This is a genomic window from Ruegeria sp. HKCCD7255 (assembly GCF_013031565.1).
Taxonomy (GTDB): domain Bacteria; phylum Pseudomonadota; class Alphaproteobacteria; order Rhodobacterales; family Rhodobacteraceae; genus Ruegeria.
Genome location: NZ_WQAG01000011.1, coordinates 1 through 26,403, shown reverse-complemented (window position 1 = coordinate 26,403; position 26,403 = coordinate 1). Strand labels below are relative to the sequence as shown.

The following is a 26,403-nucleotide window of genomic DNA, read 5'->3' as shown; positions in this document are numbered from 1 at the left end:
GGTCCGGTGAGCCGCGCCATTTGGTGCCGCCTTGTTGCAAAACACTTGCGCCGCGCGGTCGAATTTCGTTCAATTTTCCTGTTTCAGGAAAATTGATTGGATACGCTATGGCATTGATTTTTGCGGCCCCCAGCTTGCGTCGACGCGACAACACCGATCAGTCGTCTGACTGGGCGTTTGATCTGCAAACGGCGATTGGCAAGGCCAGGCCCGGCGATACGATTGAGCTTTTGCCGGGCCGTTATCCCACCCCTGCGGTGATTGCGATTTCGGGAACAAAAGCACACCCCATCACAATTCGCGGGCCACGCCGAGGCCGCGCGATGCTGGACGGTGGGAAAACACGCGATGACGGGCGACATGGCGGGCTGGAGCCGCTGGATGGCGATTTTGCTTTTCTCAAACTGTTTGGTGCAGATCATATCGTGATCGAAAACCTGAGTTTTGAAAATTGCTGGCCCAATGCGATCTACCTAAGATCCTGCAGGGATGTGACGGTGCGGGGATGTAGCGGCACAGGTGGGCGGTATTTCCTGTATGCGCGACAAACAGATCAGAAACCCACCAAAGGTCTGGTTCTGGATGGCGTCACATGGGTGCAGGACCCTGATCATGACATGTGGGATGGGCGCCATACCTGGCCCGAGGTGAAGGGAAAGCGCGACCATTTTGACGCCAGTTTTTTCAACGGCGCGATGTTGGGGGCTTTCGACATAGAAGGCCAGGTTGTGGTTCGAAACTGCAAGATCAGCCACGCGTTCAATGCCATCCGAATGGACATTCGCGAGAAGCGGATCGAGGGCACCAAGAAAGAACCGCGCATAACCCGGAACCGCAATGTGCGAATTCACGACAATAGCTTTGCCTTTATCCGTGATAACGCCGTCGAGCCAGAGATGGGGGCCGAGGACTGGTGTATCTACAACAATCGGTTCTACAATTGCCACGCCGCGTTCTCGATCGATGGGGTCGCGATGCGGGACTTTATCGTTCTGGCCAACTGGGTTCTGAATGACCGCCGACCAGGTTTGATCGGGCAGGATAATCAGGGCGGCAAGGTTTTCAAATTCCTGGGGCCGCCGGACAAGACGGGCGATATGCCACCGCGGGCACGCAAAGGGTTTTGGTCAATCTTCAACTCGGCCCAGACGCGGACGACCTATGCAAAAAAGGGGCGCACAAGCGAATGGAATGATCGCTATACGCTGTTGGGTCTCTACGATGCCGAGTATCCAGAAAATGCCGGCCCGCCGCGCGAGGCTTTTGATCGCTTCGAGTGGAATGATAACGTCGAGGTTCAAGACATGGTCTGCAACGATCCCCGATTTCCAAAGCAGTACCGCTGCGAAGGAACAAAGTTGCCCGGTGCAGTAAAGGTCGTTCAGACATTCGATCTTTGCGACTTTGACCGCCGCGCCAATCATCCGCTTGGAGGATGGAATGGCGAACTGCCGCCGGGCGAAGAGGCGCGAGATCTGACCAGCAAAGCCTTCAAGATCAAGCGCGTCGACGGCTCGGAGCTACATTTCAAGTCGGGCTTGTCTTATGGCGCTCAGCCAGTGGCTGCCTTCGGCCTGAAGGATTTGTAGCAGCGGGTGCCTTACTCGGATGGTACTATTCTGGCTTGCGGTATCACCGAAACAGTGGATGCAGCGCGATCTTCCTTGGTGGACAGCGGAAGATCTACATAGAACGTGCTGCCTTTGCCAAGCGTGCTTTCGTAATCAATCGTTCCGCCAAAGTGTTCGACAATCTGCTTGGAAATATTCATGCCAAGCCCAGTTCCACCCGCATGACGCTCGTCCGACGAGTCGATCTGTGAGAAACGATCAAACACCTTGTCGCGACTGCCTTGCGGTATTCCGATACCCTGATCCTTGACAAAGAAACGCACGCGGTCGCCGATCCGCTTGCATCCGACAGTAATTTCCCCGCCGTCAAAGGAAAACTTGGCCGCGTTGGAAATCATGTTGGTCAGGACCTGCTGAAGACGAACGTCATCGCCTTGCACAAACAGTTCTTCCGAGTTCGGAATATCTTCTTTGATTTCGACGTTGTGGGCGCTGGCAAATCCAAGGTTTGACGAAATCGCCTCGCGGGTCAAAGCCTGAGCGTCGATCGTGATTTCGCGATAACTCATCTCACCGGATTCCATTTTCTGGATGTCCAGGATGTCGTTGATCAACGAGGCCAGCCGCTCACTGTTCTTTCCGGCCAACTGCACGAGGTTCAGCATCTTGTCGGGAACCTCACCCAAAGCACCGGAATTGATCAGGTCGATCGACCCCTTGATCGAAGTTAGGGGCGTGCGAAGCTCGTGGCTAATTGTCGATATGAACTGGGTTTTTGCGACATAGGCCGCTTTTGTTCTTTCATGTTCTTCTTTCAATCTCTCCAACTGTTCCAGATTTCTGCGATAGAGCTTGAGGAAAACAAGCGAACAGTCGATCAGAAAGTACATTACAAAGACAACTGTGAAGAAATGCAGCCAAAGCTCGGACGACAGCGGTGGCCTGACGACCCAAAGGTCTTTGACGACAATGATCATGAACGAAATGCCGTACATGGCCAGTCGTACGATCATTGCCCAAACGAATTGATGGTTGTTCATCGCCGCGAACAAGGCAGCTGCAAAAAGGAAGAACAAAGGGGTGAAATGTCCACCGGATTCTTGCTTGAAGGCGACTGAGACGGCGTACAAGCATATGGCGATCGAACTGAGGATAGTGTTCAGTAGTATCCACATGACCATCATCGCGATGGCTTTGTGCTGTTCTGGCCTTAGCTTTGGCACGCGTTTGGCCAGGATAAGGTCCTGAGCTTCGCAAATTAGGATTGTGCCATAAAACAACAGCGCATTTATCGGATCAAAGAAGAACGCGGTCAGTATCGTCGTGGCAAGAAAAATCGCTTGCCGCTGCCACAAGAGCTCAAAGCTCATGGCCGTGTAGTCTTTGATATTCTGCAGTAGCCGGTCTTCCGGTTCGTTCTTTGACCGGGCCAGTTGAGCTGCTTCGATGGCTGTCATTGCAATAACTTCGTTATTCGAACGTTCGTTTCGGTCTTAGCTGAACAATGAGGACGTAGTTGGTCGGAATTGGGTTCACAGTTTGACAATAGTCATCAATCAAGCCCGGTGATTGTTCAGCGCAACCGTTTGGTTGAAACGGTCGAGCCCAAAGACTTCTTGTTGCTTAAGTGCCCGAGTTGAGGCGAAAAATTGGCGATAACGTTGCCAATCCGGAAAATATCTCGGTAAATGGGGCAGAGCGTTCTCGAAAATCTTAAAGGAATTACGGTTTGACCGCTGCTGGCATGACGAAAATGAGGCAATTTGATGTCACCCCCGTTTCGGCAAGGCTTGCCGAGGAACCGGTGTCACTTTTGCAATTTGCAAGATCGGCCGGGCGAAACATGCTCGAAGTCATACCGGCAGAAACGTTGCGCGAGACGTATGTTCGCGGCCCTTTGAACATCCATTACATTTGTGATCCCGAAATGATCACGGAACTCCTTGTTGGACAGGGGCGCTCATTTCCAAAGGCGAAGTTCACCAAGGACATCATCGGATCCGCCGTCGGCAACGGTTTGATTTTGTCTGAGGGTGAAAAATGGCGCCAGCAGAGGCGCAGGTATTCGCCGCTTTTCGCGGCCAGAAATCTGCCGGTTCTTGCACGTCACTTTGCCGAAACTGGCATGGAGGTCGCCGACTCGCTGGCCGAAAACGAAGGCCCCGTGGACATGGCTCAAATTGCGCCCGCGTCTACACTGACCAATATCTCTCGGGTGATTTTCTCGGGAAATGAAGAGGTCAGCGCCGAACAGATCCGTGTTGGGCTCATCGCCTATTTTAACTATATTTCCGATCTTTCGCTCTTTGACCTGATGGGATTGCCCAAGTGGTTGCCGCGAAAGAAATGGGTCGTCAGCAAAGCACCCGTTACCAAGATGCGCGATCTGGCGCGACTGGTCATTGAACAACGTCGAGCGGAAAATCGGGAAGAGCCGCAAGACTTTCTGGATTTCATGATCGAAGCGTTGAAGACGGATTTCGAGGACAAGGAAACGACGGTCGATAACCTGCTGACATTTGTCGTAGCCGGCCATGAAACTTCGGCCAATGCCCTGGCGTGGGGGTACTATTTGCTGGCTTTGAACCCAGAAGTCCAAAACAGCATCCGAAACGAGATCCTGTCGGTGCGCGCCAGTGGGCCGATTGAATTTGCCGATCTTGAAAAGATGCCATTGCTTCGCGCCCATATCAAAGAAACGCTGCGCCTTTATCCTTCGGCGGCATTCTTTGCGCGCGATGCGACGGCAGATGTTGAAATAAAAGGAATCAAGATCGCAAAGGGCGACGCGCTTTTCTATCCAGTTTATTCACTACACAGGAATGAACGACTGTGGGACGCGCCGGCCGAGTACCGACCTGAGCGGTTCATGAACGCCAATTTGCCCCGTGGGCAGTATATTCCGTTCGGAGACGGCCCAAGAATATGCATCGGCGCGCAATATGCAGAAACCGAGATCATGGTCTTGATGGCCTCGTTGCTGAGGCGGATCAATTTCTCGCTTTCTGATTTTGAAATACCCGAGCCGGTTCTAACATTCACAATGCGCACCAGTGGGCCGCTTGTCCTGAATGCCGAACGTGTCAGCTAGGTTACTTCCGAGCCAAATAGGAATTGTTCCCGTAAAGCTCTTGCATCACCGTTTCGAATAGACGCCCTGTGCCCTTTTTCTTTGTGTCCGACACATCCTTAGAAACGGGTCGCAACGGTACGATAGTGCCTTTGCGAAAGGCGTCCTCTCGTTCGCTGACCTGATCGAGGGCTTTGTTTAGGGCTGCCGAGACACCGGCCTTGGAAATTGAACGCATGGAAACCGCCGTGCTCATTACAGTTTTCAGATGGACCGAGGCGCATCGGTTGCTGAGGATCATTGCCAGCTTTTGGTTTAGGACCTCTTCTGAGGGTATCTGATCTGTACACTCGCGCCCGTGGGTCACAATTAGGAACACACCGCTGCCGCGATATGAGAAGATAGATTCACTGTCGCGCGTTACGCCTTCGATACATTCTCCGATGTCAGAGATGGCGCGACGGAAGCCGCCATAGTCGCCCAGATCAAACCGATATTGAGCGTCTTGCAGTTTAACGGCAGTGACCCAGGTGTCTGAGCGGCGCGCGCGCGTCATCTGTTCGAGATAGTTGCTGAACTCAACGCAACGAAGGCAGCGTTGTAGCCCATCAAGAGTAAGCGGATCATCAAACCTGAACTGCTGACTGTGGTCCAATTCTTCGCGCAGGTTCCGGATCGAAGCTGTCGAAGTCTGCGTTTTGATCCGCTCCATCATCAACAGATGTGCTGCATTCATGCGGCTGCGCAACTCGAAGAAATCAAAGGGCTTGGTGATGTAATCGAAGGCTCCTTCGAGGAACGCATCTTCGATATGTTTGCGATCGTCCATTGCCGTGAGCATAATTACAGGCGTGTCCTGGTTGCCGGGTTCGCGTCGGATTTCGCGCAGCAACTCGATGCCGTTTTTTTCGGGCATCTGAATGTCCAAAAGCAAACAATCGAAGGGCGTTTTGGCACTTCGAATTAATTCCAAGGCATCGTCGGCTGTTGTAGCGGTCGTGACTTGACAGTTTTCCAATTCAGGCAAGGCAGACTGGAGCATTTCAAGAATGCCGGGTTCATCGTCAACGGCCAACACACTGAGAGTGGCCTGCTTGAGTGCACGCATCTCAAGTTTGCTTTGGAACCGATCGCTGCTGAGATTGACCTGTTTCATACTTGTAACCGCTTCTGACTCGACTAGCCTAGGCACACTAGGAAGCAACTGAGACAAAACGGCGGCGAAATCCAAGAAAACGCACAAGAAATTGGGTAATTTCTTGACGTTATTGAGGCGCGCTTGGATCTTAGCTATCGCGAAAGGCCAAGGCGCGCCACGCGCACGCGAGCAGATTAGGTGCGGTTAGAATGCGGGCGATTGCAGCGCGGTAAGCTGACAAATCTCTTTCAGCTGGCGTAGCTCTCGATGTTGAACAAGACCGATTGGCTCCATGTCCCGTCAATTGAGAATTTTGCACCGATAGGTGATGCGCCAACACCCAGACGGCGTGACCACCGCGCCCAAACCGCAGGGACGATTCCCAAAATTCTTGTCGCACCACCGGCTCGGGCTGCGAGTGTCATTTGGTGAAAAAGCTCTTGTTGGATCGCCAATCTGCGCGAAGACGAAACACTATCGCTGATGAAGAACCTAGACGCTTCCCAAACGTTGCTTTTTACAGGTGCGTCAATGAACAATATGTCTGTCGGAAGACCTTTCAAAATGCCGCGTTGCGCATCGCGCAGCATATAGCTGTAAATTCCGCATTGGGCGGTGGTAGGCATCAGCCTGACACCACCAAGAACCTCACCGAATTCATGTAGAACCACCCATTGGCATGCAGGGGTGTCGTATTGGTCGAATTCCATACCGTCTACCTCACCGACCTGCCAGTTCAGCCGGTCGATAAAGATATGCTTGCGCATCTCAAGGTATTTCGCGAGCAGGGTGCCGTGCTCATGTATGTTGCGAAAGTTCATGACGGTCGCCTGAACCCCGCCGATTTCACCATGAGGTGTCGGAGACTTGCGCTTCAACGCATATAAATTGCGTTGCGCTCCAGCTGTTGGTGCGGCCCGAGTGTCATTGGCCGGTTGCAGGTCCGGAAAAGCGTCCGGCGCCGGATATTCCTGCGCATACCTGAGTGGTTGGTCCATATTTTTCCCATACATTCGCCACACTTATGACAAGATTCAGCAGGGATTGTCTACAACCTAGTGACGTAAATGGCAGAAATTCCTGATTGTGTGTCACTTTCACCTCCCTCAAGGCGTGTAGAGTGGCACTTGGGTCACAGGAAGCCCAATTATTAACACTCCGGGCATGCTGGCCTTAGAGGCCCAAGCGCGAAAGGGGCCTTTTAAAATATTGAAAATAAACATAATAAGTTGTTCTTATTTCGATTCGTTTCACCTGCCTCTCAGGCTGATTGTGGCGGGCGGAGAAACGAAAAGATCGGGTCAAATCAGGTGCTGAGGTGGCTTGCGTTCTGGATAAAACACCTCGGCGTTCCCGTTTGACGTGTGTTCGCCCGCTGATCTGTACCGGAACGCCGAAAAGTTTTGGGCAGACATATGCGAGCCAATCTAACGTCACCCTTTTGCCGCTTTCTTTAGTCATACTGTTAAGACCCTATATGTTTCACGCGCCGGATTTCCGAACTACTCATGGTGATCAAAAGCCTTCGGTATGCCCGGTGCAAAGAGGTTGGTGAAAAGTTATGCGTATACTTGCTGTGGACGACGATCCAAGCATTCTGGAGCTTCTCGAAAGCGTCCTTGCCGCCTTTGGCTATGAAGACATTGTGACCGCTAGAAGCGGACAAGAGGCACTTGATATCTTGAATGACCCGAAAGAGGTGTTCGACTGCCTGCTTTTGGATGTTCAGATGCCGCAAATGAATGGCATCGCTCTGTGTGAGGAAGCCAGAAAGCTGCCGGGCTACACGTTTACGCCTATCATCATGGTCACCGCCATGGTGCAAAAGCAGTACATTGACGAAGCGTTCGAGGCAGGCGCGACAGATTATGTAACCAAACCGTTTGAGTTTTCGGATCTGAAGCAACGCCTCGGTGATGCATATCGCATGGCGGCTGAACGACGCGCGGCCATCGAAGTATTCGAAGCAGACGGGTATACGTGGCAAGAGCCCGAAGTATCGAGCGAAATGCGTCTTAGCGATCCGTTGTTCTTTAGCGATCTGCCGGGTTGTATGGGTCTTTCCGAGTTTGAAAACTACGTGATTCAATTGTCGACCATGCATTCGATGGTTTCGAAAATCGTCGCCATCAAAGTGGCTGAAGTCGAACGTATCTTCCAATCCAGCAGTGCTGCGGAATTCCGCAAAACCATGGGCGCTGCGGGTGCCGCACTGTTAATGGCGACCAAGAACGAACGCAATTTTGCGACCTATTGGGGGAACGGTGTGTTCCTGCTGCTGCTCGATTCTGAAATGGAACTCAGCCCCGGTCAATTGCGCGCACCACTGAGCGAAGTTGCCGACTCGAGCTCGACAGACACCACAATGGCGTTCCAGGTCGGAAAAGAAGTCGCTCTTAAGGCCTCTTCGAAAATGGAAGCGTTGTTCCTGATCGATAAGGCAGTTGAAATGGCGGAGATGATCGAGGACCAGGTTGCTCAATTCGGCTGATCGGAACGGTTTTCGAACAAAACCAAGCCTAAATAGAGAAGGAGAGCTCCCGCTCTCCTTTTTTTTCGACTATTCGCTTACTTTGATTTCTGACAGTGAGAGATGACCTGCGGCCAGCTTGGCCAATTGGTCGATATGAACATCAAGTGCATCGACGACGCGATAGCCTGGTGACTGGCCTTCAAAGGCAAGGTTGAGGTCTGTTCCGGCAAGAACAACAGCGTCCGCGCCCAATTCATTAACCATGCGTCGTCCGGCATCCAGAAAGAGGGATCGCTGATCGCCGCTACAGGTACCAGCGACCGCCATGTCCTGAAAAGTTTGGGCAAGGGGCTCGAGCTCATCATCGAGCGTAACAGCTAGCGTATGCTGAAGCTGACCGTACAGGCGGGTTTCCATCACGACGCGGGTTCCCAACAGGCCGACTTTGGAAATCCCCTGGGTCTGGAAATACGCATCAAGCGGCTTGACTGCTGAAACCAAGGGCAGTGATGATCTAGACACTGTCTCGTCAAAGCAGAAATGACCACCCAAAGACGTGATCGCTGCGCAATCCGCACCTGCGGCCTTCGACCGGTCGATCAGTCTGGCATATACCTGCGCTTGCGCGTCACGTTGATCCGCCAGGTTGTTGCGGATCAATTCCTGAACGTCGGCATGAACAATGGTCAGTTCAAGCGCCTGTCCCTGCGCGGAAACTGCGGCTGTCAGGCGCTGGTAGTACGCCACCGTCGCAGCAACACCAATTCCCCCGATCAGCCCGATATGCAAAGCAGCTTTACCCCAGACTTGCGTTTGCTGCGCTCTCAGGCAGTTCTTCGTCAAAGCAACGCTGGTAGAACTCAGCGACGGTCTGACGTTCCAGCTCGTCACATTTGTTCAGGAAGGACAGTCGGAAGGCATAGCCAACATTACGGAAGATCTCGGCGTTCTGCGCCCAGTTGATTACGGTCCGCGGGCTCATGACCGTAGACAGGTCGCCGTTCATGAAGGCGGTCCGGGTCAGGTCGGCCACGGTGACCATCTGGCTGACGGTTTTACGGCCCTCAGCGGTGTTGTAATGCGGCGCTTTTGAGAGAACGATCATCGTCTCGGCATCGTGGCTGAGATAGTTGAGCGTCGACACCAAAGACCAACGGTCCATCTGTGCCTGGTTGATCTGCTGGGTGCCGTGGTAGAGGCCGGTTGTGTCACCCAAGCCAACGGTGTTTGCCGTAGCAAACAAGCGGAAATTGGGGTTCGGCGTAATGATTTCATTCTGGTCCAGCAAGGTAAGCTTGCCGTCATGTTCCAACACACGCTGGATCACGAACATCACATCCGCACGGCCCGCGTCGTATTCGTCAAACACAATCGCAACAGGATTGCGCAGGGCCCAGGGCAGGATACCCTCGTGGAATTCGGTCACCTGCTTCCCGTCGCGCAATTTGATGGCGTCTTTACCGATCAGGTCGATCCGGCTGATATGGCTGTCCAGGTTCACTCGGACCGCAGGCCAGTTCAGGCGGGCAGCGACCTGTTCGATATGGGTAGACTTACCCGTCCCGTGATAGCCCTGGATCATGACGCGGCGGTTATGGCTAAAGCCTGCCAGAATCGCCAGCGTGGTTTCAGGATCGAACTTATAGGTCGGGTCGATGGCTGGGACACGATCGGTGGCCTCGGCAAAGCCTTTGACATTCATGTCGCTGTCAATGCCGAACACATCACGGACCGAGATTTCTTCGGTAGGTTTTGCGTTTACGTCAATCGATCCGTCAGCCATGCGCCTTGTCCTTATCCTGTGGCCCGTTCACCGGGTTTGAACCTGTGTGTGGTGCAACATATTCCGGGTGAGGGCAAGGGAAAGCCGCCCCCGGCGCAAGCTGAACGGATTATTCTTTCAAACTGGCCTTATTGATAGGCCCAGCCTAGTCGAGAAGGGCGTCGCGCACGCGTATCAGACTGCGTTCGTCAACAAAGCGCGGGGTCGATTGCATATAGTCCTGAAAGGCTCGGCCATAGCCTTGCAGCAGCCACCGCTCTTCATTGAGGACAAACAGAAAGTAGATCACGAACAGGATCGCCGCCAGCATCAGCGTTGTCCAGGATCCGCTGGTGATCCCTAACCCAACCGTGGCCAGGACCGACGTCACATATTGAGGGTTGCGGGAATAGGCATACATGCCACCGGTCACCAGACCCTCGCTTTCGCAATAGGTGTTGTCGAGGCCCAGAAAACGATAACCCCAAAGCGTAATCCCAAAGGACAGCACCATGATGGGCAGGCCGATGGCATAGCGGATCCAGTGGCCCCAACCATTCACCCAAACCTCGCTAAACGCAAAGACTACGGTTGCCCCGCAAAACAACCGGAACAATCCAAAGGCGGTATGATGTCGCCAGCCGCTGGCGCTTGGCCAGAGCCCAAGTTGCGGGCGCTGCAGGTTCAAGGAAAGATAACCACAAAGCAGCAGGGCCGCGCCCAAGGCGCACCATAATGCCGTCGCGTGAACTGAGAAGATCAGGTTTTCCATATCTAAATCTCCTTTCGGACAAATCGGATATGGGCCTGAACACCGGCCCATACTCGGGGCGGTAACAGGCATTTGTAACAAAGAAAGGACGTCTAAGGAGGGGGCGTCAGGTTATGCGCTGGATCAGCGCACGTAAGCGGGCAACTCATCAGCCAGGGGCCAGTAGAAATCGGGTGGCAGCCCGGCTTCGGCCCGTTTTTCTTCGTTAAATGGCGGCTTCAGCCCGCCTTTGAAGTATTTTCTGACCAGCGCGTGGAACGCCTCTTTGGGGTCGCTATTGTCGCGCCCGCAGCCAAAGTTGAACCACTTGGCCCCATAGGCCACATGGCTGACTTCTTCGGCATAAATGACCTTCAGGCTATCAACGGCGTCGGTTGCACCGGCCTTCTGGAAGACATCGATCATGCCAGGGGTCACATCTAACCCGCGCGCTTCAAGCACCATGGGCACGATGGCCAGACGGCCTTGCAGGTCTTCCATCGTATCGGTGGCCGCCCGCCACATGCCCGCATGGGCAGGCAGGGCGCCATAAAAGCTGCCCATGTTTTCAAGGCAATCGCAGATCAGGTTGAAATGCTTGGATTCCTCATCGGCCGCCTTCACCCAATCGTGGTAAAATCCCATGGGCATCGGCACATGGGAAAAGCGCGCGATGATGTCCCAGTGCAGATCCACAGCGTTCAACTCGATATGCGCCACCGCATGCAGCAACGCGATACGCCCTGCCGGGGATCCCGGCTTGCGCTTTGGCACATCGCGCGGGCTGAGCAGTTCGGGCTTTTCCGGGCGCGAGGGGTGATCGGGGGGCGTTGCAGCGCCAATCTCAATCAGTTCACCCGCAGCCCGAGCGGCCTGCCAGCGCGCAGCATAGTCTCGCGACTTCGCGGTTTTTTCACGGCCATCTGCCGTGGTCAGCACGTCGACGGCCATGGCCGTCAACGTCTGAGGCTGTTGCTCGGCTAAAGTCACTTAAAGTTCCGGCTGTCCTTGATTTGATCCCAGGCCCAAACGACCTCTTGCAGTTGTTCTTCCTGACTTCGGTCACCGCCATTCATGTCAGGGTGCAGAACCTTGATCAATTTCTTATAGGCCTTGCGCACTTCTGCCTTGGACCAGCTGTCATTGGCTTCGAGAATTTCGATCGCGCGTCGTTCGGTCGGGGGCAGGCGGCGACCACCGGTACCGGCTGTGCGGCCTTTGTTCTGCGTCCCGTTTGCACCCAGAACCTGATGTGGGTCTTCGATGCCCAGCCGCGCCCAGGCCCGCGCCTCGGGGTCGCCCATGGGCTTGGTTTCCCGCTCCCACACCTTGTCTTTCGAGCGTTGTGCGTTCAGCTCGGCCTCGGTCGTGCCGTCGAAAAAGTTCCATTTCTGGTTATATTCACGCACATGCTGCTGACAGAACCAGTAAAAGTCGTCCAACACATCAGGTGCCTTTGGGGCGCGAAACTTGCCCGGTTCTTCGCAATCGGGGTGGTCACAGATGCGGACCGAAGTTTCGGACGCGCCCGACATGCCCCGACGTCCGCGCGGTTTCTTTTTCTTTGCGCTGGATACGGACATATCGAATCCGAACGGATCTGATTTCGTCATGGGCCTGCTCCTTCGAACGCGTCTTTTCGACTCGGAGGCAGCAGTTTAATCTAAGGCTCAGAAAGTAGAAGAGGGGAGCGGCAAGTTTTTTGCCGTCGAGCGGAAAAATGACTGTGACGGATGAAATTCGGGAATGCCTGCAGGCGGCCTTTGACCCCACTGAACTGGAGGTCGTGGACGACAGCGAAAGCCATCGCGGCCATGCGGGGTATCAAGAGGGTGGTGAAAGCCACTTCAATGTGCGAATCCGGGCGGCTGCATTTGACGGGCAGTCACGTGTCGCGCGTCATCGCGCGGTGCACAAGGCGTTGGGCGATATAGTGCCGCGTATTCATGCGCTTGCGTTGGATATTGATACCTGATGCAGGTTCAGCCCAAGTGCTTGAACATATAGGTTGTAGGCTCCAATCGATCGTCGAAGGGGTTACGGCAATAATCCGGGATTTCACCCGCGATTTGAAACCCAAGCTGTTGGTACAAGAGTTTCGACGGATCGGTACTGCGGGTGTCCAGCACAAGTACGGTTCTGTTTAGTTCAGCGGCACGATCAAAAAGCGATTGCATAAGGCTGCGGCCTAACCCGCGCCGGCGCGCCTCTGGATGAACCAACAGCTTTGCGACATCGGCGCGATGTGGTTGGTTGGGCATCCCTGCCGGGATCAACTGTGCTGTGCCAAGGATACGCCCGTCTTCGTAAGCTGCAAACAGGTCCACGGCCCCGGTCTGCACGCCCGGTCGCACTGTATCCTGCCAATAGCTGCGCGCGTGATCGCGCGGGAAGGGCAGGATGAACCCAATGCTGGCACCGGTATGAACACAGGCATGCAATATCTCGGTCAGGTCATCCACGGCGCTGTCGAAATAGGCATCGGTCAGGCGGGTAATCATATCAGCACCAAAAGATAGCGGGCCCCGCGTGCGGGGCCGGTTTCAAATCGCGTTGGCCCAGCCAGATGATAGCGTAGGCAATCCCCGGCATTGAGTGCGTGTGCCGTGCCGTCCACCGTAAGCGTCAACGCGCCATCCAGCAAAATCAGATGATGTTCCTGCCCCGGGCGCGGAGGGGTCTCGTAAGAAATGGTTGCACCCGGTGGCAAATGCCCCTCAAGCACCTCGCCGCTCAGCCCCGTCGCAGGCGGTGAGACCGAACGGCGTGTAAAGCCAGTTTCGGGGTCACGCCATTCGGGTTGGCGTTCAAAAGGGATCTTGGGATCGAAACTGTCTTCGACCATCATCAACAGACGCGACATCGGCAGGCCGTAAGCGGCGCAAAGGCGCCCTAGCGTTTCTGCTGTTGGACTGACATCGCCCCGTTCCATGCGGGACAGTGTTGCCCGGCTAACACCGCTGGCCTGCGACAGGTGGTCGAGGGACCAATCGCGAGACTGGCGTAGCTCATTCAATCTGGTAGCGAGGCGGTTTGACAGGTTATCTAGCATCGACCTAAAGTGAGAATGAATCGCGAATATGAGAATAGTGCTATAAAAATATACGACAATCAACAGAAAAAGGGGCGCGAAATTGCGCCCCCATTAGATCGGTGAGTGGATTTTGGTTACTTCCAGCCGACTTCGTCGAAGATCTTCTGCGCTTCGGGGATGTTCTTGGCGACATCCGACAGATCAATCTCATCGGCCTTGAATTCACCCAGAGCTTTGACTGAGTCCGCAAGTTCGACGTTGACGACAGCCGGGAACTCATCATTGCCTGCCGAGAAATATTGTTGGGCCTGATCGCTGGCCAGGTATTCCAGAAACAGGACCGCGTTGTCCTTGTTCGGCGCATTCGCGGCAACGCCAGCGCCCGACAGGTTCATATGAGCGCCATAGCTGTCCTGGTTGGGAAAGACCCACCCGATCATGTCACGTTCGGCGGAAACTCCTTTGACATCCGTGCGGATCGCGCGGGAAAAGTAGTAGGTGTTTGAAACGGCGATATCGCATTCACCCGAAACGATGCCCCGCAGCTGATCTGTATCGCCACCTTGTGGGTCGCGGGCCATGTTCTCGACAATTCCAGCGGCCCAATCTTTGGCAGCCTCGGTTCCTTGATGCGTGATGATCGATGCCAGCAGGGTCTGGTTATACGTGTTGGTCGACGAGCGGATGCAGACCATACCTTTGTATTCAGGCTTTGCCAGATCCGCATAGGTGGCTGGTGGAGTATCAACCGTCTCTTTGTTGAAGAAGATGATGCGTCCGCGCTGCGAGAAGCCAAACCACTGGTTATCGCTGTCTTGCAGGTTGGAAGGGATGCGATCTTCCAACACGTCGCTGTCAATCGCTTGCAGAATCCCAGCGTTCTTGGCGCGTTCAAGACGCGACGTATCCACGGTGAGCAGAATGTCGGCAGGAGAGTTCGCGCCCTCGGCCTCCATACGCGAGATCAACTCGTCGGCTTTGCCTTCGATGCGGTTGATCGTGATGCCGGTGGCCTCTTCGAAATCGGTGTATAGCCGTTCGTCCGTGTCATAGTGGCGCGAAGAGTATAGGTTCAGCTCACCTTCGGCGGCGGCTGAAGCTGCGATCAGAGCGGTCAGCGCCGCAACAACGCAGGTGGAAGATTTCAACATATCGATTCCCAAGTTGAATTTCGTGGCGGGCTTCAACCCGACTGTTTCAGTCAATTATACCATTTTGCTGAGGATGCAAGTAAAACTGACAGAATTAGTAAACTTAAACCCAGGGGCGGTTTTCGCTTCGGCATTCTTCCACGTTTTCACCGGCTTGATGTCTCGTGTTCCGGTGAACGCGAAGCTGGCATCGCACAAGAAAAGTCGCGCAAACTGCGATTTCAAAGGTATTGGTTGTCGGGGGTGTTCGGGCTAGGGTTTGCGTGATTTTATTCGGTCACGGCCGGAACGATGCATCACATGGACGACGAGGGTTCTCATGGCGGAAACGCTTGCTGAAAAACTGGAAAAGTCGGATCTTGGCCATTGGTTGGCGCGGTTTGAAAGCTTTATGATCTTTGTCGGCGTCGCGGGCCCGTTCGCGACGGTGCCGCAGCTTATCAAGCTCTACTTCACCCATTCCCAACATGCCGAAGGCCAGTCGCTTATATCCTGGTCGCTTTATGCGCTGCTGTCCCTTTTGTGGTTCGTCTATGGTTTGGTGGTGGGCAAGTTGCCGATCTATCTGGGCAACGGGATTTCCATGGTCCTGAACCTGCTGATGGTGTTCGGAATCATGTTGCACGCCGGCTATACGTTCTAGTTGGCAATCGTTTGGACCAGAAACAAAAAAACCGCGCCCAAAAGCGCGGTTTTTTTGAATTCGATTTATGCTGTTCTCAGCCCTGACGTGCTTTGAACTTGCGCTGCGTCTTGTTGATCACGTAGACGCGGCCTTTGCGACGCACAATACGGCAATCGCGGTGCCGGTTCTTGAGCGAGCGGAGCGAGTTCTTGACCTTCATGGTCTGTCTCCAATCTGCGGCGCCTTCATCAAGGACGTGGCCAGCGCCTGGGTTACTCGGGTGTCCCGGAAGCCCGGAACAGTGAAATCATGGTGGGCGGTACAAGGATCGAACTTGTGACCCCTTCGATGTCAACGAAGTGCTCTACCGCTGAGCTAACCGCCCATGAACCTTTGCGTGACCTGCCCCATAACGAAATGGGGCGCGGAACCCCGCGCCGGTAGCGGGCTCTATAAAAGGAGTCGGAAAGGGGATCAAGGGGTTTGGAAGAACTATTTTCCAGTCTATGTTCGTATCCGACAAGGAGACCTTATGCACAGTTCAGCCTACGTTCTGGATATGCCCGAAACGCGCAGTTCATGCGTGGTGTTTGCTTCACCTCACAGCGGTCGGCGCTATCCAGACGCGCTTTTACGGCACTCGGTATTGGGGCAACATGCGATTAGGTCTTCGGAAGATGCCTTTGTAGATCAATTGTTTGCCTCGGCACCAGCACATGGCGCCCCGTTGATCGCAGCTGCGATGCCGCGGGCTTATCTGGATCTGAATCGCAGCGCGGAAGAGCTTGACCCCGCCTTGATCCAGGGCGCGCGGAGGCAGGGGCACAATCCGCGCGTCGCGTCAGGGCTGGGTGTGATTCCCCGCGTTGTTGCCAATGGGCGGGCCATCTACCGGGGCAAGCTGACAATGGATGAGGCGCGCTTGCGCATCGATACCTATTGGCGCCCCTATCATACGCGGCTCAAATCGCTTCTGCTGGAGTCTCACAAACAGTTCGGGCACGCGATTCTGGTGGATTGCCATTCGATGCCACATGAAGCAGTCGCGCTGAGCGGGCCCACCAACTCGAAGCATCCGGAGATCGTTCTGGGTGATCGGTTTGGTGCGTCTGCAGCACCTGAGATTGTCGATCATATCGAAAGCGCCTTTGTCGCGGCCGGTTTCAGGGTTGCACGGAATGCACCTTTTGCCGGGGCATATGTCACGCAGACGTATGGTCGCCCGATGCGGAATCAGCACGCGGTTCAGATAGAGATTGATCGGGCACTTTATATGGATGAAGACCGGATCGAACCGAATGCCAATTTCCTGAACTTCCGGCAGGTTCTGCAAGACGTGATCTCGGACATTTGCCGTCTGTGCCAGAACCAAACACCGCTGGCAGCCGAATAGCGCTCAGCGCAATGCGCGGCCTTTCAGGATCGCGTCCGAACCAAACCGCTTTCTGATTTCATCTGTTGCGCGCTCGGCTTGCGATCTTTGGGCCGCGCCAGGATCCAGCAGGTCACCCGATATGTCGGCCTGATCTTCGTTGCAAAGATCCGACAGGCCGCAGCCCAGCAGCCGATAGGGACCCTTGTCACCAACCTGATCGAACAATGCGCGCGCGGTGCGATAGATACGGTCTGCAATCTGCGTCGGATCGCGCAGCGATACGCGCCGGGTGATGATCTTGTGATTGGCTTTCTTCAGCTTCAGAGTGATCACGCGCCCCGCCAGACCTTTGGCTTTGGCCCGATCGGCCACTTTTTCAGACATACGCCAGATATGGCCATCCAGTATCATGGTGCTGGCAGTGTCTTCGAAGAATGTGGTCTCATTGCTGATAGACTTCATCGGTTCATGGGCCGAGACGCGGCGTTTGTCCTGGCCCCGTGCAAGATGCCACAGCCGATATCCTGTTGATCCAAACCTTGCGGTCAGCGCCTCTTGGTCCCAGCGCAAGAGGTCCGAGAAGGTTCGAATACCAGCGCGCTCCAGTGACTCTTGCGCAGCAGGGCCGATCCCCCAGATCAAACGTACCGGTTTGTCATGCAGGAAGGACGCCGTTTCCGCCTTTCCGATCACCGAGAACCCGCGCGGCTTGTCGAGGTCCGAGGCCACTTTGGCCAGGAATTTGTTGTGGCTCAGCCCGATCGAGCCGGTCAGGCCCAGCTCATCCTTCATGCGTTTGACCAGACGGGCCAGCATGACGGCGGGTGGGGCGCCGTGCAGACGCTGCGTGCCGGACAGATCCATGAACGCTTCATCCAACGAAAGTGGTTCGACCACGGGTGTCAGCTCATCCATCATCTTGCGGATCTCGCGCGACACCTCGGCATAGACCGACATCCGCGGCCGGATCACAATGGCGTCGGGACAAAGCTGCAGGGCTTTGAACATCGGCATTGCCGAGCGCACACCGCGAATGCGCGCCACATAGCAAGCCGTGGAAACGACCCCGCGCTTTCCACCGCCGATGATCACAGGCTTATCCGCCAGCTCTGGGTTGTCGCGTTTCTCGACCGAGGCATAGAACGCATCGCAATCCATATGCGCAATGGTGAGGTCGAACAGTTCAGGATGCGATGTAATCCGTGGGCTGCCACAGCTGGGGCAGCGCCGTTGGTCATCAAGACATGTCAGGCAATCTCGGCACAGGCCGGGCATGTTACATCGATCCGGTATGAAGCGCTTTGGCGCGGGCGGGAATATGCCCTAAAGGCTAATATGTCGGGTGCAAAAGGGAAAGCCAGTGATGGAGTTCAGCGGAGCGAAGGTGGCGTTGTTCTTGGGCGCCGATCTTTTGGTCATTCAACGCGACAGTCACAAACCCATACCGTTTCCGGGGCATCTGGATTTTCCGGGAGGCGGCCGAGAGGACGACGAGTGCCCACAGGATTGCGTGATACGCGAAACGCTTGAGGAATTAGGGCTGAGTTTGATGCCTTCTGATTTTGTCTGGTCACGGCAATACGATCAGAACTGGTTTTTTGTCGCCCAAAGACCGCCAACAAATCGGGATCAGATCGTGTTCGGGGACGAAGGGCAGGGATGGATGATGATGAAGCCCAAAGGATTCGAGGCGCTCCCTTTGGCAGTTCCTCACCTGATAACACGGCTGCAGGACTACCTTGCGGATACCCAGCACTGAACCGAAACACCATCTGTTTGAAAGAAACCCCCCGCATTAAAGAGTGCGGGGGAAGGTGACGGACCTCAGGAAGACACGGCCCGCGGGGAGTATTCCCTGCTAGAATCGCCGAAAACACAGTTTTTCGATAGCGTGGAACCGCATGTGTGCAATCTACGGAATGTGTTGTGTGGTTTCGGGCACAGGGGCAAATTGGCGTAGAATCGGCAAAACTGACGTTAGGTCAACCTGTTGGACCGCGAAGCTGTAAGATTTTTGTGGCCAACCGCAGGTGCGTTCAATGCCGTGTCAAAGAATTTAACTCGTTCAGAACCGCCTGCGCGGCCGCTTTTGGATCATCCGCTTGATGGATCGGGCGACCGACAACGATGTGATCTGCGCCGTCACTGATGGCGCTAGCGGGTGTAGCCACGCGTTTCTGATCCCCCAACGCTGCCCCTGCCGGGCGCACACCGGGGGTGACGATCAAACGGCCATCGGCTTGGGGCAGAGCACGGATCAGGGCGGCCTCCTGCGGGCTGGCAATTACACCGTCGGCCCCGGCCTCCAGCGCCTTGGCCGCGCGCTCGACAACCAGATCCTGGACATCGCCAGCTTTGAGCAAACTGGCGTCCAGATCGTCTCGGTTAAGAGAAGTAAGAATTGTCACCGCCAGGATCTTCAGATCCTTCCCCGAAGCGCCTTCTTTTGCCGCACGCACCACATGTGGGTCGCCATGAACCGTCAGAAAATCCAGATCAAACTGCGCCAACCCCCGCACGGCGCTTTCGACCGTATTGCCAATGTCAAACAGCTTCATATCCAGAAAGATGCGTTTGCCATGGTCATGTTTCAGTTCATTGGCCAAAGCGAGCCCGCCACCGGTCAGCATACCAAGCCCGATCTTATAGAAAGACACGCTGTCGCCCAGCCGTTCGGCCAGTGCCAGCCCCTGCAGGGCGTTGGGAACATCAAGGGCAAGGATCAGACGGTCATCAGACATTGGGGGGCTCCTTTTTGGCAAACGTCTGCGTCCTAGCGGGTTCGGGCGCTTGTGTCCATGCAAGTGGTGCGGTCTCGTGATAAACTGGGGTATTCTTTGAAAGGGACCGATATGAAAAAGCTGGTTTTGTTCTGTCTTGCCTTGGCTGCCTGTCAGGAAACACCTTCTGAAAGCTCGGTTGATGCGGTTGTCCCTCCGAATGATGATCTGCGATTTGTCGGCGGCTATCGGTCCACAGATGATGAGTGTCAATTGACCGGTGAAACCGCGTTCACCGTGAATTTTCTGGATGACGCGGCTGATCTTGTCTCGTGCCCTTCCGGCAGCGATGTGGCGCGGTCTTTGGTCGAGATGTATGGCGCTCGCGAGGTTGCGATGACAGGGGGATACACTCTCTATTCAGTACCTCGCAGATAGGGTGGGAATTTGCGGATCAGCCTCTTGAACCGGCAGAGATATTTCCCAGATTGAATGTGAGGCCTCGACCGATGCGTGCCGCCAAGCGGGCGCAGAATACAAGAGGCGCTTTGAAAAGGAGAGAACGCATGGACTTGAACAAGTTCACCGAGCGGGCACGGGGATTCGTGCAGGCGGCGCAGACCATTGCGCTGCGCGAAGGGCACCAGAGGCTGGAGCCCACACACATACTCAAGGCATTGATGGATGACGATCAGGGGCTGGCCAGCAACCTGATCACACGCGCGGGCGGCGCGCCGGGCCGCGTGGTTGAAGCGCTGGACGCTGCGATGGGCAAGATTCCGAAGGTCAGCGGTGATGCAAGCCAGATCTATATGGACAGTCAGACCGCCAAGGTCTTGGACGAAGCCGAGAAGATCGCCACCAAGGCGGGCGACAGCTTTGTACCAGTCGAGCGTGTGCTGATGGCGCTGTGTATGGTGAAGTCCAAAGCCAAAGAGGCCTTGGAGGCAGGCGCGGTATCGGCCCAGAAACTCAATGAGGCGATCAATGACATCCGTAAAGGGCGCACCGCCGACACCGCGTCGGCGGAGGAAGGCTATGACGCGCTCAAGAAATATGCGCGAGACCTGACCGAGGCGGCCGCCGAAGGCAAGATCGACCCGATTATTGGGCGCGACGAAGAGATACGCCGCTCGATGCAGGTTCTGTCTCGCCGCACCAAGAACAATCCGGTTCTGATCGGGGAACCCGGCGTCGGTAAAACCGCGATTGCCGAGGGCATGGCCCTACGCATCATCAACGGTGACGTACCGGAATCGCTGAAAGACAAGAAACTGCTCGCGCTGGACATGGGCGCGCTGATTGCCGGTGCGAAATACCGGGGCGAGTTCGAAGAACGCCTCAAGGCGGTTCTGACCGAGGTCACCGAAGCCGCTGGTGAGATCATCTTGTTCATTGATGAGATGCATACGCTTGTCGGGGCAGGTAAATCCGACGGCGCGATGGATGCTGCCAACCTGATCAAGCCTGCGCTTGCCCGCGGTGAGCTGCATTGTATCGGTGCGACCACTCTGGATGAATATCGCAAATACGTTGAAAAAGACGCGGCCCTTGCCCGTCGCTTTCAGCCTGTGATGGTGCAGGAGCCGACGGTCGAAGACACGATCAGCATCCTGCGCGGTATCAAGGAGAAATACGAACTGCACCACGGCGTGCGCATTTCGGACTCGGCGCTGGTGTCGGCGGCGACCCTGTCGCATCGCTATATCACCGACCGTTTCCTGCCCGACAAAGCCATCGACCTGGTCGATGAGGCGGCGTCGCGTTTGCGGATGGAGGTTGATAGTAAGCCCGAAGAGCTGGACCAGCTGGACCGTCAGATCTTGCAGATGCAGATCGAGGAAGAAGCGCTGAAGCTTGAGGATGATGCGGCGTCGAAGGATCGTCTGGAAACCTTGCAAAAGGATCTGGCAGACCTGCAGGAGCAATCTGCCGAGATGACCGCCCAGTGGCAGGCCGAGCGCGACAAGCTTGCCGGCGCGCGTGATCTTAAAGAGCAGCTCGAAAAGGCGCGGGCTGACCTTGAGATCGCCAAGCGCGAAGGCAATCTGGCGAAAGCGGGTGAGCTGTCCTATGGCATCATACCCGAGCTTGAGAAACAGCTGACCGAGGCCGAGAACGCCGAAAGCAACGCAATGATGGCCGAGGAAACCGTGCGGCCGGAACAGATCGCATCCGTGGTCGAGCGCTGGACAGGTATCCCGACCGCCAAAATGCTGGAAGGCGAGCGTGAGAAGCTGCTGCGGATGGAAGACGATCTGCATTCGCGCGTGATCGGTCAGGATGCGGCGGTCACCGCCGTGGCCAATGCGGTGCGCCGTGCGCGCGCTGGCCTGAACGATGAAGGCCGTCCGCTGGGCTCGTTCCTGTTCCTTGGACCCACTGGCGTGGGTAAAACCGAGCTGACCAAGGCCGTGGCGAATTTCCTGTTTGACGATGACAATGCGATGGTGCGCATCGATATGTCTGAGTTTATGGAGAAGCACGCGGTTGCTCGTCTGATCGGTGCCCCTCCGGGCTATGTCGGTTATGACGAAGGCGGTGTGCTGACCGAAGCGGTGCGGCGCAGGCCCTATCAGGTCGTGCTGTTTGACGAGGTCGAAAAGGCGCATCCGGATGTGTTCAACGTACTGTTGCAGGTTCTCGATGATGGTGTTCTGACCGATGGTCAGGGCCGCACCGTGGACTTCAAACAGACGCTGATCATCCTGACGTCGAACCTCGGGTCTCAGGCGCTCAGCCAATTGCCCGAGGGTGCAGATAGCGCACAGGCACGGCGGGATGTGATGGACGCGGTCCGGGCGCATTTCCGGCCCGAATTCCTGAACCGCCTGGACGAGACCATCATCTTTGACCGGCTCAAGCGGGCCGATATGGATGGCATCGTCGATATCCAGATGGCACGTTTGCAGAAACGTCTGGCTGCCCGCAAGATCGAGCTGGCTTTGGACGATAGCGCAAGGGAATGGCTGGCCAACGAAGGCTATGACCCGGTCTTCGGGGCACGTCCGCTCAAGCGTGTGATCCAGCGTGCGCTGCAGAACCCTCTGGCAGAGGCGCTGCTGGCTGGTGAGATCAAGGACGGCGAGACCATCCCTGTGACTGCCGGTTCGGATGGGCTGATCATCGGGGATCGCCTGGGCACTTCAGAACGCCCACGTCCCGACGATGCTGTCGTGCATTGATCTGTCCGAATAAGTAGGACAAGCCCTGCCATCCTGTCAGGGCTTACCTATTTTGGTAATTTGCTAGCTGTCGCGAAATTCACGACTTTTGCGCAAGGCGCGGAGATCTTCAGCTGACATTCGCGGACCAGAAGGTTGTGCGCCAAATGGAGCCGCGGCAAGCGGCTGATCCTTAGTCTCTGGCATTGGGACAAACGCACCGCCATCGCGAAGTTTCAAATAGGCTAGAACGCCACCCGCGCATTGTAGGCTGAGCGTCCAAATACCGATAATAAAGACCGCTACAACTATGACCCAATAGTGCTGAAACACCGCTATCATATTCGACCAGGAAGGATCGGCCTTGTACACAGGCGGATTGGCAAATGCGGGGTTTCCGTCGGCATATGCAGCAAACCCAATGCCTGCGGCGATAATCAGGACCACCATCAGCACGTAGCTTAGCGTTATCAGAATGAATAAAGGCAGAAAGGACTTCCCGATATTTCTAAACGGTGTGTAGGGCCGGTCATTGGGATCAAGGCCGAGTGCGGCCGCTGCGATCGGCACCATCAGAAGCGCGCGCACTGCCGAGAACCCCAAAATGACAATCAGCGCCACCACAGGGTTGTGCTCTGAAAGCACGGCGCTGAGTGGTTCGACAGGAGCGGATTCGAAGCCGTTGCTCAATCCGGTTAGGGAGGTGGTCAATTGCAGCCCAATGATCGGGGCCAACAACAAGCCGCCCAGGATAGCCTCGGTTGCCCCGTACATAAGAGCGGGGGCCACGAGCTTTTTGTAACCGCCACGCGGGGTCATGTTTCTTGCCAGAAACCCAAGTCGGTTTCCTACCAGAATAGGGATCACAGCAGATGAAACACTGATGAAAAAGAAAACAATGAAATAGAGACCTGGTAGCAGCAGGTCTATCAACAAACCCACCAATCCGCCCGCCAGCCCATACAGGAATAGGGCAACAAGCATGACCGGAAAGACAAGAACAAACCGCCACAATATGGAAAATGACAGCGGGAAGGCTTTGAACACAAGCAATTCGACTATCCCAAAATAAACTTTGTTTGCGACGCAAGATATTCGATCGCAGGAATGCTTTCGACAGGAATGGCGGAAAGTTCGCAATCGTTTTGCGCAGAGTTGCTTTAGCGCCGCAGCAACGGACTTTGGGATTTCATTACAGCTTAGTCTCTTAATCGTTACGCGTGTTTCCTTGGCTCTGTGCTAACAAACGCTATCTCGAACACCGAGCAAAGTTATAAGACGGAGACCGGAATGGCGCATCGCTGGACCAACACTTTGACACATGCTGACGTAACGCCGCGATCGGCGTTTCTGAACCGGCGGCAAATCATGGCCGGGCTGGCAGGTGTCGGGCTGACGGCGATGACACGCCCAGCTGCCGCGCAAGAGGCGCTGGAGCCGAACACTTGGGAAGAAATCACAAGCTACAACAATTTCTACGAATTCGGGACGCGCAAAGACGACCCTGCGAAATACGCGCATACTCTGGTCACCGAACCATGGAGCGTCCAAATCGACGGCCTTGTCGATCGTCCTGGAGACTATGATTTCCAAGACATCATGTCCGAGATGACGGTTGAAGAGCGCATCTATCGCTTTCGCTGTGTCGAAGCCTGGTCGATGGTGATCCCGTGGAATGGGTTCGAACTGGCGGACCTGCTTAACATGGCAGGTGTGCAAGAAGGTGCCAAATACGTGGCCTTCGAAACGGCCTATCGCCCGGACGAGATGCCCGGCACGCGTTTTCCGGTTTTGGAATGGCCTTACCGTGAAGGATTGCGCCTGGATGAGGCGATGCACCCGCTGACGATCATGGCAACCGGTATCTATGATCGTCCGATCCCGAACCAGAACGGCGCGCCTCTGCGGTTGGTGGTTCCGTGGAAATACGGGTTCAAGTCTATCAAGTCGATTGTAAAGATCACCCTGACCGAAGACGAACCACCCACAAGCTGGAACATGTCAGCACCGCACGAATACGGATTCTACAGCAACGTAAACCCGAATGTGAACCACCCGCGCTGGTCGCAGGCCAGCGAGCGCCAGGTTGGCGGTGGCCTCTTTGCCAAGCGCATTCCGACGCTGATGTTCAATGGCTACGAAGCAGAAGTTGCTGGCCTCTATGAAGGCATGGACCTGAGGGAGAACTACTAAACCATGTCAGCAGTGAACCAGGCTCTTCGCAGAATCCCGGTTTGGGCAGTGTATCTTTTTGGGGCGATACCCGCTCCTTGGCTTCTCTATCGCGCGCTTACGGGTGGTCTGGGCGTCGAGCCGATCTCCGCGCTTGAACACAAGCTGGGCGAGTTGGCTCTGCAATTGTTGATCCTTGGCCTGGCAGTAACGCCCCTGCGTCAGTATCTGGGTTTGAACCTGCTGAAATTCCGCCGGGCCATTGGCGTTCTCGCCTTTTCCTATGTCACTCTGCACCTTTTGGTCTGGCTGTTTCTGGATGTTCAGGTGCTGGGTCAGATTTGGGCGGACATCCTTAAGCGTCCATACATAACCGTCGGCATGGCTGGATTTCTTTTGCTGGTCCCTTTGGCAGTAACGTCGAACAATTGGTTTGTTCGGCGTTTGGGTCCGCGATGGCGCAAACTGCATGTCCTCGTTTATCCGGCGGTTTTGTTAGGCGGGCTCCATTACGTGATGCTGGCCAAAGGGTTTCAACCAGAACCCTTGATTTACCTTTCGGTCATATCCGGCCTGCTGCTGCTGCGCTTGCCGCTTTCAAGCTTGATGACGCGCTCAAGACGGATCGATTCCGCCTGACAGGACCTGAGTCTGTGGGTAACCATGTGTATAAGCATCGTGCCGCTCTTCTCCGGGGTGATGATCTTGCCTTCATCAACAGGTTTCGCTGGTGGATGGGTATTTAAGCTATTGATAAATAAGGTATTACATAATTTTTTCGCTTTTTCTCGGATTTCATGTTTTTTCTTCTTGCGGAAGTTTTGAGTATTACTTAGAACGCCCTTCACCGGCGCAGCTGAGGTTGTGCGGACCCACTGGAGAGACGGTGTGACGGACTGGAAAGACGGTTGAGACGCATCGGAGAGACGGTGGGCATCTGAGGTTATGGCATGGGCGGTGGCGCTGAGTGATTGGCGTTATGGTCTTGTTTTTGGGTCTTGGGTGTTTGTTCTTTGACATTGATGGATAACTGAAGAGATATGTGGGCGGTTTGGTTCGTTTCGACGGATTGAGTGTCTGTATATCGCGCTGGTAGGGGTTCGCCCCGATGACCAGTGTCAGCTTCACTGTTTGAGTGGTTCACCGGTTTCTTAGGAAACCAGTGTACATCAAACAGATGACTCTTGATTGTCCCTTGGCCTAGCCGGGTTGGGGGTATCGTTTAGTCAGCTCGAGTAGCTGCAGCGTAGCGCAAGCTACCTATGCTCAAGTAGCCGAATAGGCGATAGCACAATCAAGGATGTGCAGAGGTTCGAACGTCAAGGATATGGTTGTAAGACCATTTCAACTTGAGAGTTTGATCCTGGCTCAGAACGAACGCTGGCGGCAGGCCTAAC

The 26,403-nt window shown here is 55.2% G+C and carries 26 protein-coding genes and 1 tRNA gene; 11 read left to right on the top strand and 16 right to left on the bottom strand.

Going from position 1 to position 26,403, the window contains the following annotated elements; genetic code table 11:
- The first annotated feature begins 107 nt into the window (after positions 1-107).
- Positions 108-1,589 carry a hypothetical protein gene (locus GOX45_RS17390; protein WP_171102434.1) on the top strand — a complete coding sequence of 494 codons (1,482 nt, stop codon included), beginning with the start codon at positions 108-110 and terminating at the stop codon, positions 1,587-1,589.
- Positions 1,590-1,600: 11 nt separating this feature from the next.
- Here GOX45_RS17390 and GOX45_RS17385 read toward each other — a convergent pair whose 3' ends face one another.
- Complete coding sequence (locus GOX45_RS17385) at positions 1,601-3,028, bottom strand: cell wall metabolism sensor histidine kinase WalK (protein ID WP_171102433.1); 1,428 nt, start codon at positions 3,026-3,028, stop codon at positions 1,601-1,603.
- Between the two features lie 287 nt (positions 3,029-3,315).
- On the opposite strand from GOX45_RS17385, the gene GOX45_RS17380 reads away from it, so the two are divergent.
- Entirely contained in the window at positions 3,316-4,662 is a 1,347-nt protein-coding gene (locus GOX45_RS17380) for a cytochrome P450 (RefSeq protein ID WP_171102432.1), read from the top strand.
- A gap of 1 nt (position 4,663) precedes the next feature.
- On the opposite strand, the gene GOX45_RS17375 is transcribed toward GOX45_RS17380, so the two are convergent.
- Together GOX45_RS17375 and GOX45_RS17370 are read right to left on the bottom strand one after the other, a co-directional pair.
- On the bottom strand, positions 4,664-5,749 hold the full coding sequence (locus GOX45_RS17375; RefSeq protein ID WP_171209272.1) for a PleD family two-component system response regulator: 1,086 nt from the start codon (positions 5,747-5,749) through the stop codon (positions 4,664-4,666).
- Positions 5,750-6,027: 278 nt separating this feature from the next.
- Positions 6,028-6,777 carry an acyl-homoserine-lactone synthase gene (locus GOX45_RS17370; protein ID WP_254430573.1) on the bottom strand — a complete coding sequence of 250 codons (750 nt, stop codon included), beginning with the start codon at positions 6,775-6,777 and terminating at the stop codon, positions 6,028-6,030.
- A 578-nt stretch (positions 6,778-7,355) separates the two neighbouring features.
- Here GOX45_RS17370 and GOX45_RS17365 point away from each other — a divergent pair.
- The gene (locus GOX45_RS17365) at positions 7,356-8,270 is read left to right on the top strand and encodes a response regulator (RefSeq protein ID WP_171102430.1); all 915 of its coding nucleotides are present in this window, start codon (positions 7,356-7,358) and stop codon (positions 8,268-8,270) included.
- Between the two features lie 69 nt (positions 8,271-8,339).
- On the opposite strand, the gene GOX45_RS17360 is transcribed toward GOX45_RS17365, so the two are convergent.
- The 5 genes from GOX45_RS17360 to GOX45_RS17340 all read right to left on the bottom strand — a co-directional run bounded on the left by GOX45_RS17360 (position 8,340) and on the right by GOX45_RS17340 (position 12,378).
- A complete protein-coding gene (locus GOX45_RS17360) occupies positions 8,340-9,041 on the bottom strand; it encodes an aspartate/glutamate racemase family protein (RefSeq protein WP_171102429.1) in 702 nt (233 codons plus the stop codon).
- 7 nt (positions 9,042-9,048) lie between these two features.
- Positions 9,049-10,035 carry a cobaltochelatase subunit CobS gene (gene cobS, locus GOX45_RS17355; protein ID WP_171102428.1) on the bottom strand — a complete coding sequence of 329 codons (987 nt, stop codon included), beginning with the start codon at positions 10,033-10,035 and terminating at the stop codon, positions 9,049-9,051.
- Between the two features lie 145 nt (positions 10,036-10,180).
- On the bottom strand, positions 10,181-10,786 hold the full coding sequence (locus tag GOX45_RS17350) for an isoprenylcysteine carboxylmethyltransferase family protein (RefSeq protein WP_171102427.1): 606 nt from the start codon (positions 10,784-10,786) through the stop codon (positions 10,181-10,183).
- Positions 10,787-10,909: 123 nt separating this feature from the next.
- Positions 10,910-11,716: a ferritin-like domain-containing protein gene (locus GOX45_RS17345; protein WP_171102633.1), complete on the bottom strand. Its 807-nt coding sequence runs from the start codon at positions 11,714-11,716 to the stop codon at positions 10,910-10,912.
- A 35-nt stretch (positions 11,717-11,751) separates the two neighbouring features.
- Positions 11,752-12,378: a J domain-containing protein gene (locus GOX45_RS17340; RefSeq protein WP_171102426.1), complete on the bottom strand. Its 627-nt coding sequence runs from the start codon at positions 12,376-12,378 to the stop codon at positions 11,752-11,754.
- A gap of 107 nt (positions 12,379-12,485) precedes the next feature.
- On the opposite strand from GOX45_RS17340, the gene GOX45_RS17335 reads away from it, so the two are divergent.
- Positions 12,486-12,740, top strand: coding sequence for a BolA family transcriptional regulator (locus GOX45_RS17335; protein WP_171102425.1), 255 nt, complete (start codon positions 12,486-12,488; stop codon positions 12,738-12,740).
- A gap of 7 nt (positions 12,741-12,747) precedes the next feature.
- On the opposite strand, the gene GOX45_RS17330 is transcribed toward GOX45_RS17335, so the two are convergent.
- The 3 genes from GOX45_RS17330 to GOX45_RS17320 all read right to left on the bottom strand — a co-directional run bounded on the left by GOX45_RS17330 (position 12,748) and on the right by GOX45_RS17320 (position 14,950).
- Positions 12,748-13,266 (bottom strand): GNAT family N-acetyltransferase, encoded by a 519-nt coding sequence (locus tag GOX45_RS17330; protein WP_171102424.1) that lies wholly within the window; start codon positions 13,264-13,266, stop codon positions 12,748-12,750.
- Positions 13,263-13,817 carry a helix-turn-helix domain-containing protein gene (locus GOX45_RS17325; protein WP_171102423.1) on the bottom strand — a complete coding sequence of 185 codons (555 nt, stop codon included), beginning with the start codon at positions 13,815-13,817 and terminating at the stop codon, positions 13,263-13,265. The genes GOX45_RS17330 and GOX45_RS17325 overlap by 4 nt, the downstream gene beginning before the upstream one ends.
- Positions 13,818-13,933: 116 nt before the next feature.
- Positions 13,934-14,950 carry a Fe(3+) ABC transporter substrate-binding protein gene (locus GOX45_RS17320; protein WP_171102422.1) on the bottom strand — a complete coding sequence of 339 codons (1,017 nt, stop codon included), beginning with the start codon at positions 14,948-14,950 and terminating at the stop codon, positions 13,934-13,936.
- Between the two features lie 319 nt (positions 14,951-15,269).
- Between GOX45_RS17320 and GOX45_RS17315 the strand changes: the two genes are divergently transcribed.
- Entirely contained in the window at positions 15,270-15,593 is a 324-nt protein-coding gene (locus tag GOX45_RS17315; protein WP_171102421.1) for a SemiSWEET transporter, read from the top strand.
- A 76-nt stretch (positions 15,594-15,669) separates the two neighbouring features.
- On the opposite strand, the gene ykgO is transcribed toward GOX45_RS17315, so the two are convergent.
- Positions 15,670-15,795, bottom strand: a complete 126-nt coding sequence (gene ykgO, locus GOX45_RS17310) for a type B 50S ribosomal protein L36 (RefSeq protein ID WP_008755722.1) — start codon at positions 15,793-15,795, stop codon at positions 15,670-15,672.
- 90 nt (positions 15,796-15,885) lie between these two features.
- Positions 15,886-15,960, bottom strand: a tRNA-Val gene (locus GOX45_RS17305).
- A 147-nt stretch (positions 15,961-16,107) separates the two neighbouring features.
- Between GOX45_RS17305 and GOX45_RS17300 the strand changes: the two genes are divergently transcribed.
- A complete protein-coding gene (locus GOX45_RS17300; RefSeq protein WP_171102420.1) occupies positions 16,108-16,968 on the top strand; it encodes an N-formylglutamate amidohydrolase in 861 nt (286 codons plus the stop codon).
- Positions 16,969-16,971: 3 nt separating this feature from the next.
- Here GOX45_RS17300 and GOX45_RS17295 read toward each other — a convergent pair whose 3' ends face one another.
- Positions 16,972-18,225, bottom strand: a complete 1,254-nt coding sequence (locus GOX45_RS17295) for a DNA polymerase IV (RefSeq protein WP_171102419.1) — start codon at positions 18,223-18,225, stop codon at positions 16,972-16,974.
- 88 nt (positions 18,226-18,313) lie between these two features.
- On the opposite strand from GOX45_RS17295, the gene GOX45_RS17290 reads away from it, so the two are divergent.
- Entirely contained in the window at positions 18,314-18,709 is a 396-nt protein-coding gene (locus GOX45_RS17290) for an NUDIX domain-containing protein (RefSeq protein WP_171102418.1), read from the top strand.
- Positions 18,710-18,986: 277 nt separating this feature from the next.
- Here the strand turns inward: GOX45_RS17290 and pyrF are convergent, their stop codons facing one another.
- Positions 18,987-19,691, bottom strand: a complete 705-nt coding sequence (pyrF, locus tag GOX45_RS17285; protein WP_171102417.1) for an orotidine-5'-phosphate decarboxylase — start codon at positions 19,689-19,691, stop codon at positions 18,987-18,989.
- A gap of 111 nt (positions 19,692-19,802) precedes the next feature.
- Here pyrF and GOX45_RS17280 point away from each other — a divergent pair, with 111 nt between their 5' ends.
- Together GOX45_RS17280 and clpB are read left to right on the top strand one after the other, a co-directional pair.
- Positions 19,803-20,108, top strand: coding sequence for a hypothetical protein (locus GOX45_RS17280; RefSeq protein ID WP_171102416.1), 306 nt, complete (start codon positions 19,803-19,805; stop codon positions 20,106-20,108).
- A gap of 128 nt (positions 20,109-20,236) precedes the next feature.
- Positions 20,237-22,855 carry an ATP-dependent chaperone ClpB gene (gene clpB, locus GOX45_RS17275; protein WP_171102415.1) on the top strand — a complete coding sequence of 873 codons (2,619 nt, stop codon included), beginning with the start codon at positions 20,237-20,239 and terminating at the stop codon, positions 22,853-22,855.
- 63 nt (positions 22,856-22,918) lie between these two features.
- Here clpB and GOX45_RS17270 read toward each other — a convergent pair whose 3' ends face one another.
- Complete coding sequence (locus tag GOX45_RS17270; RefSeq protein ID WP_171102414.1) at positions 22,919-23,887, bottom strand: hypothetical protein; 969 nt, start codon at positions 23,885-23,887, stop codon at positions 22,919-22,921.
- A gap of 237 nt (positions 23,888-24,124) precedes the next feature.
- Between GOX45_RS17270 and msrP the strand changes: the two genes are divergently transcribed.
- Positions 24,125-25,027: a protein-methionine-sulfoxide reductase catalytic subunit MsrP gene (msrP, locus tag GOX45_RS17265; RefSeq protein WP_171102413.1), complete on the top strand. Its 903-nt coding sequence runs from the start codon at positions 24,125-24,127 to the stop codon at positions 25,025-25,027.
- Positions 25,028-25,030: 3 nt separating this feature from the next.
- Positions 25,031-25,645 (top strand): protein-methionine-sulfoxide reductase heme-binding subunit MsrQ, encoded by a 615-nt coding sequence (gene msrQ / locus GOX45_RS17260; protein WP_171102412.1) that lies wholly within the window; start codon positions 25,031-25,033, stop codon positions 25,643-25,645.
- Positions 25,646-26,403: the final 758 nt, after the last annotated feature.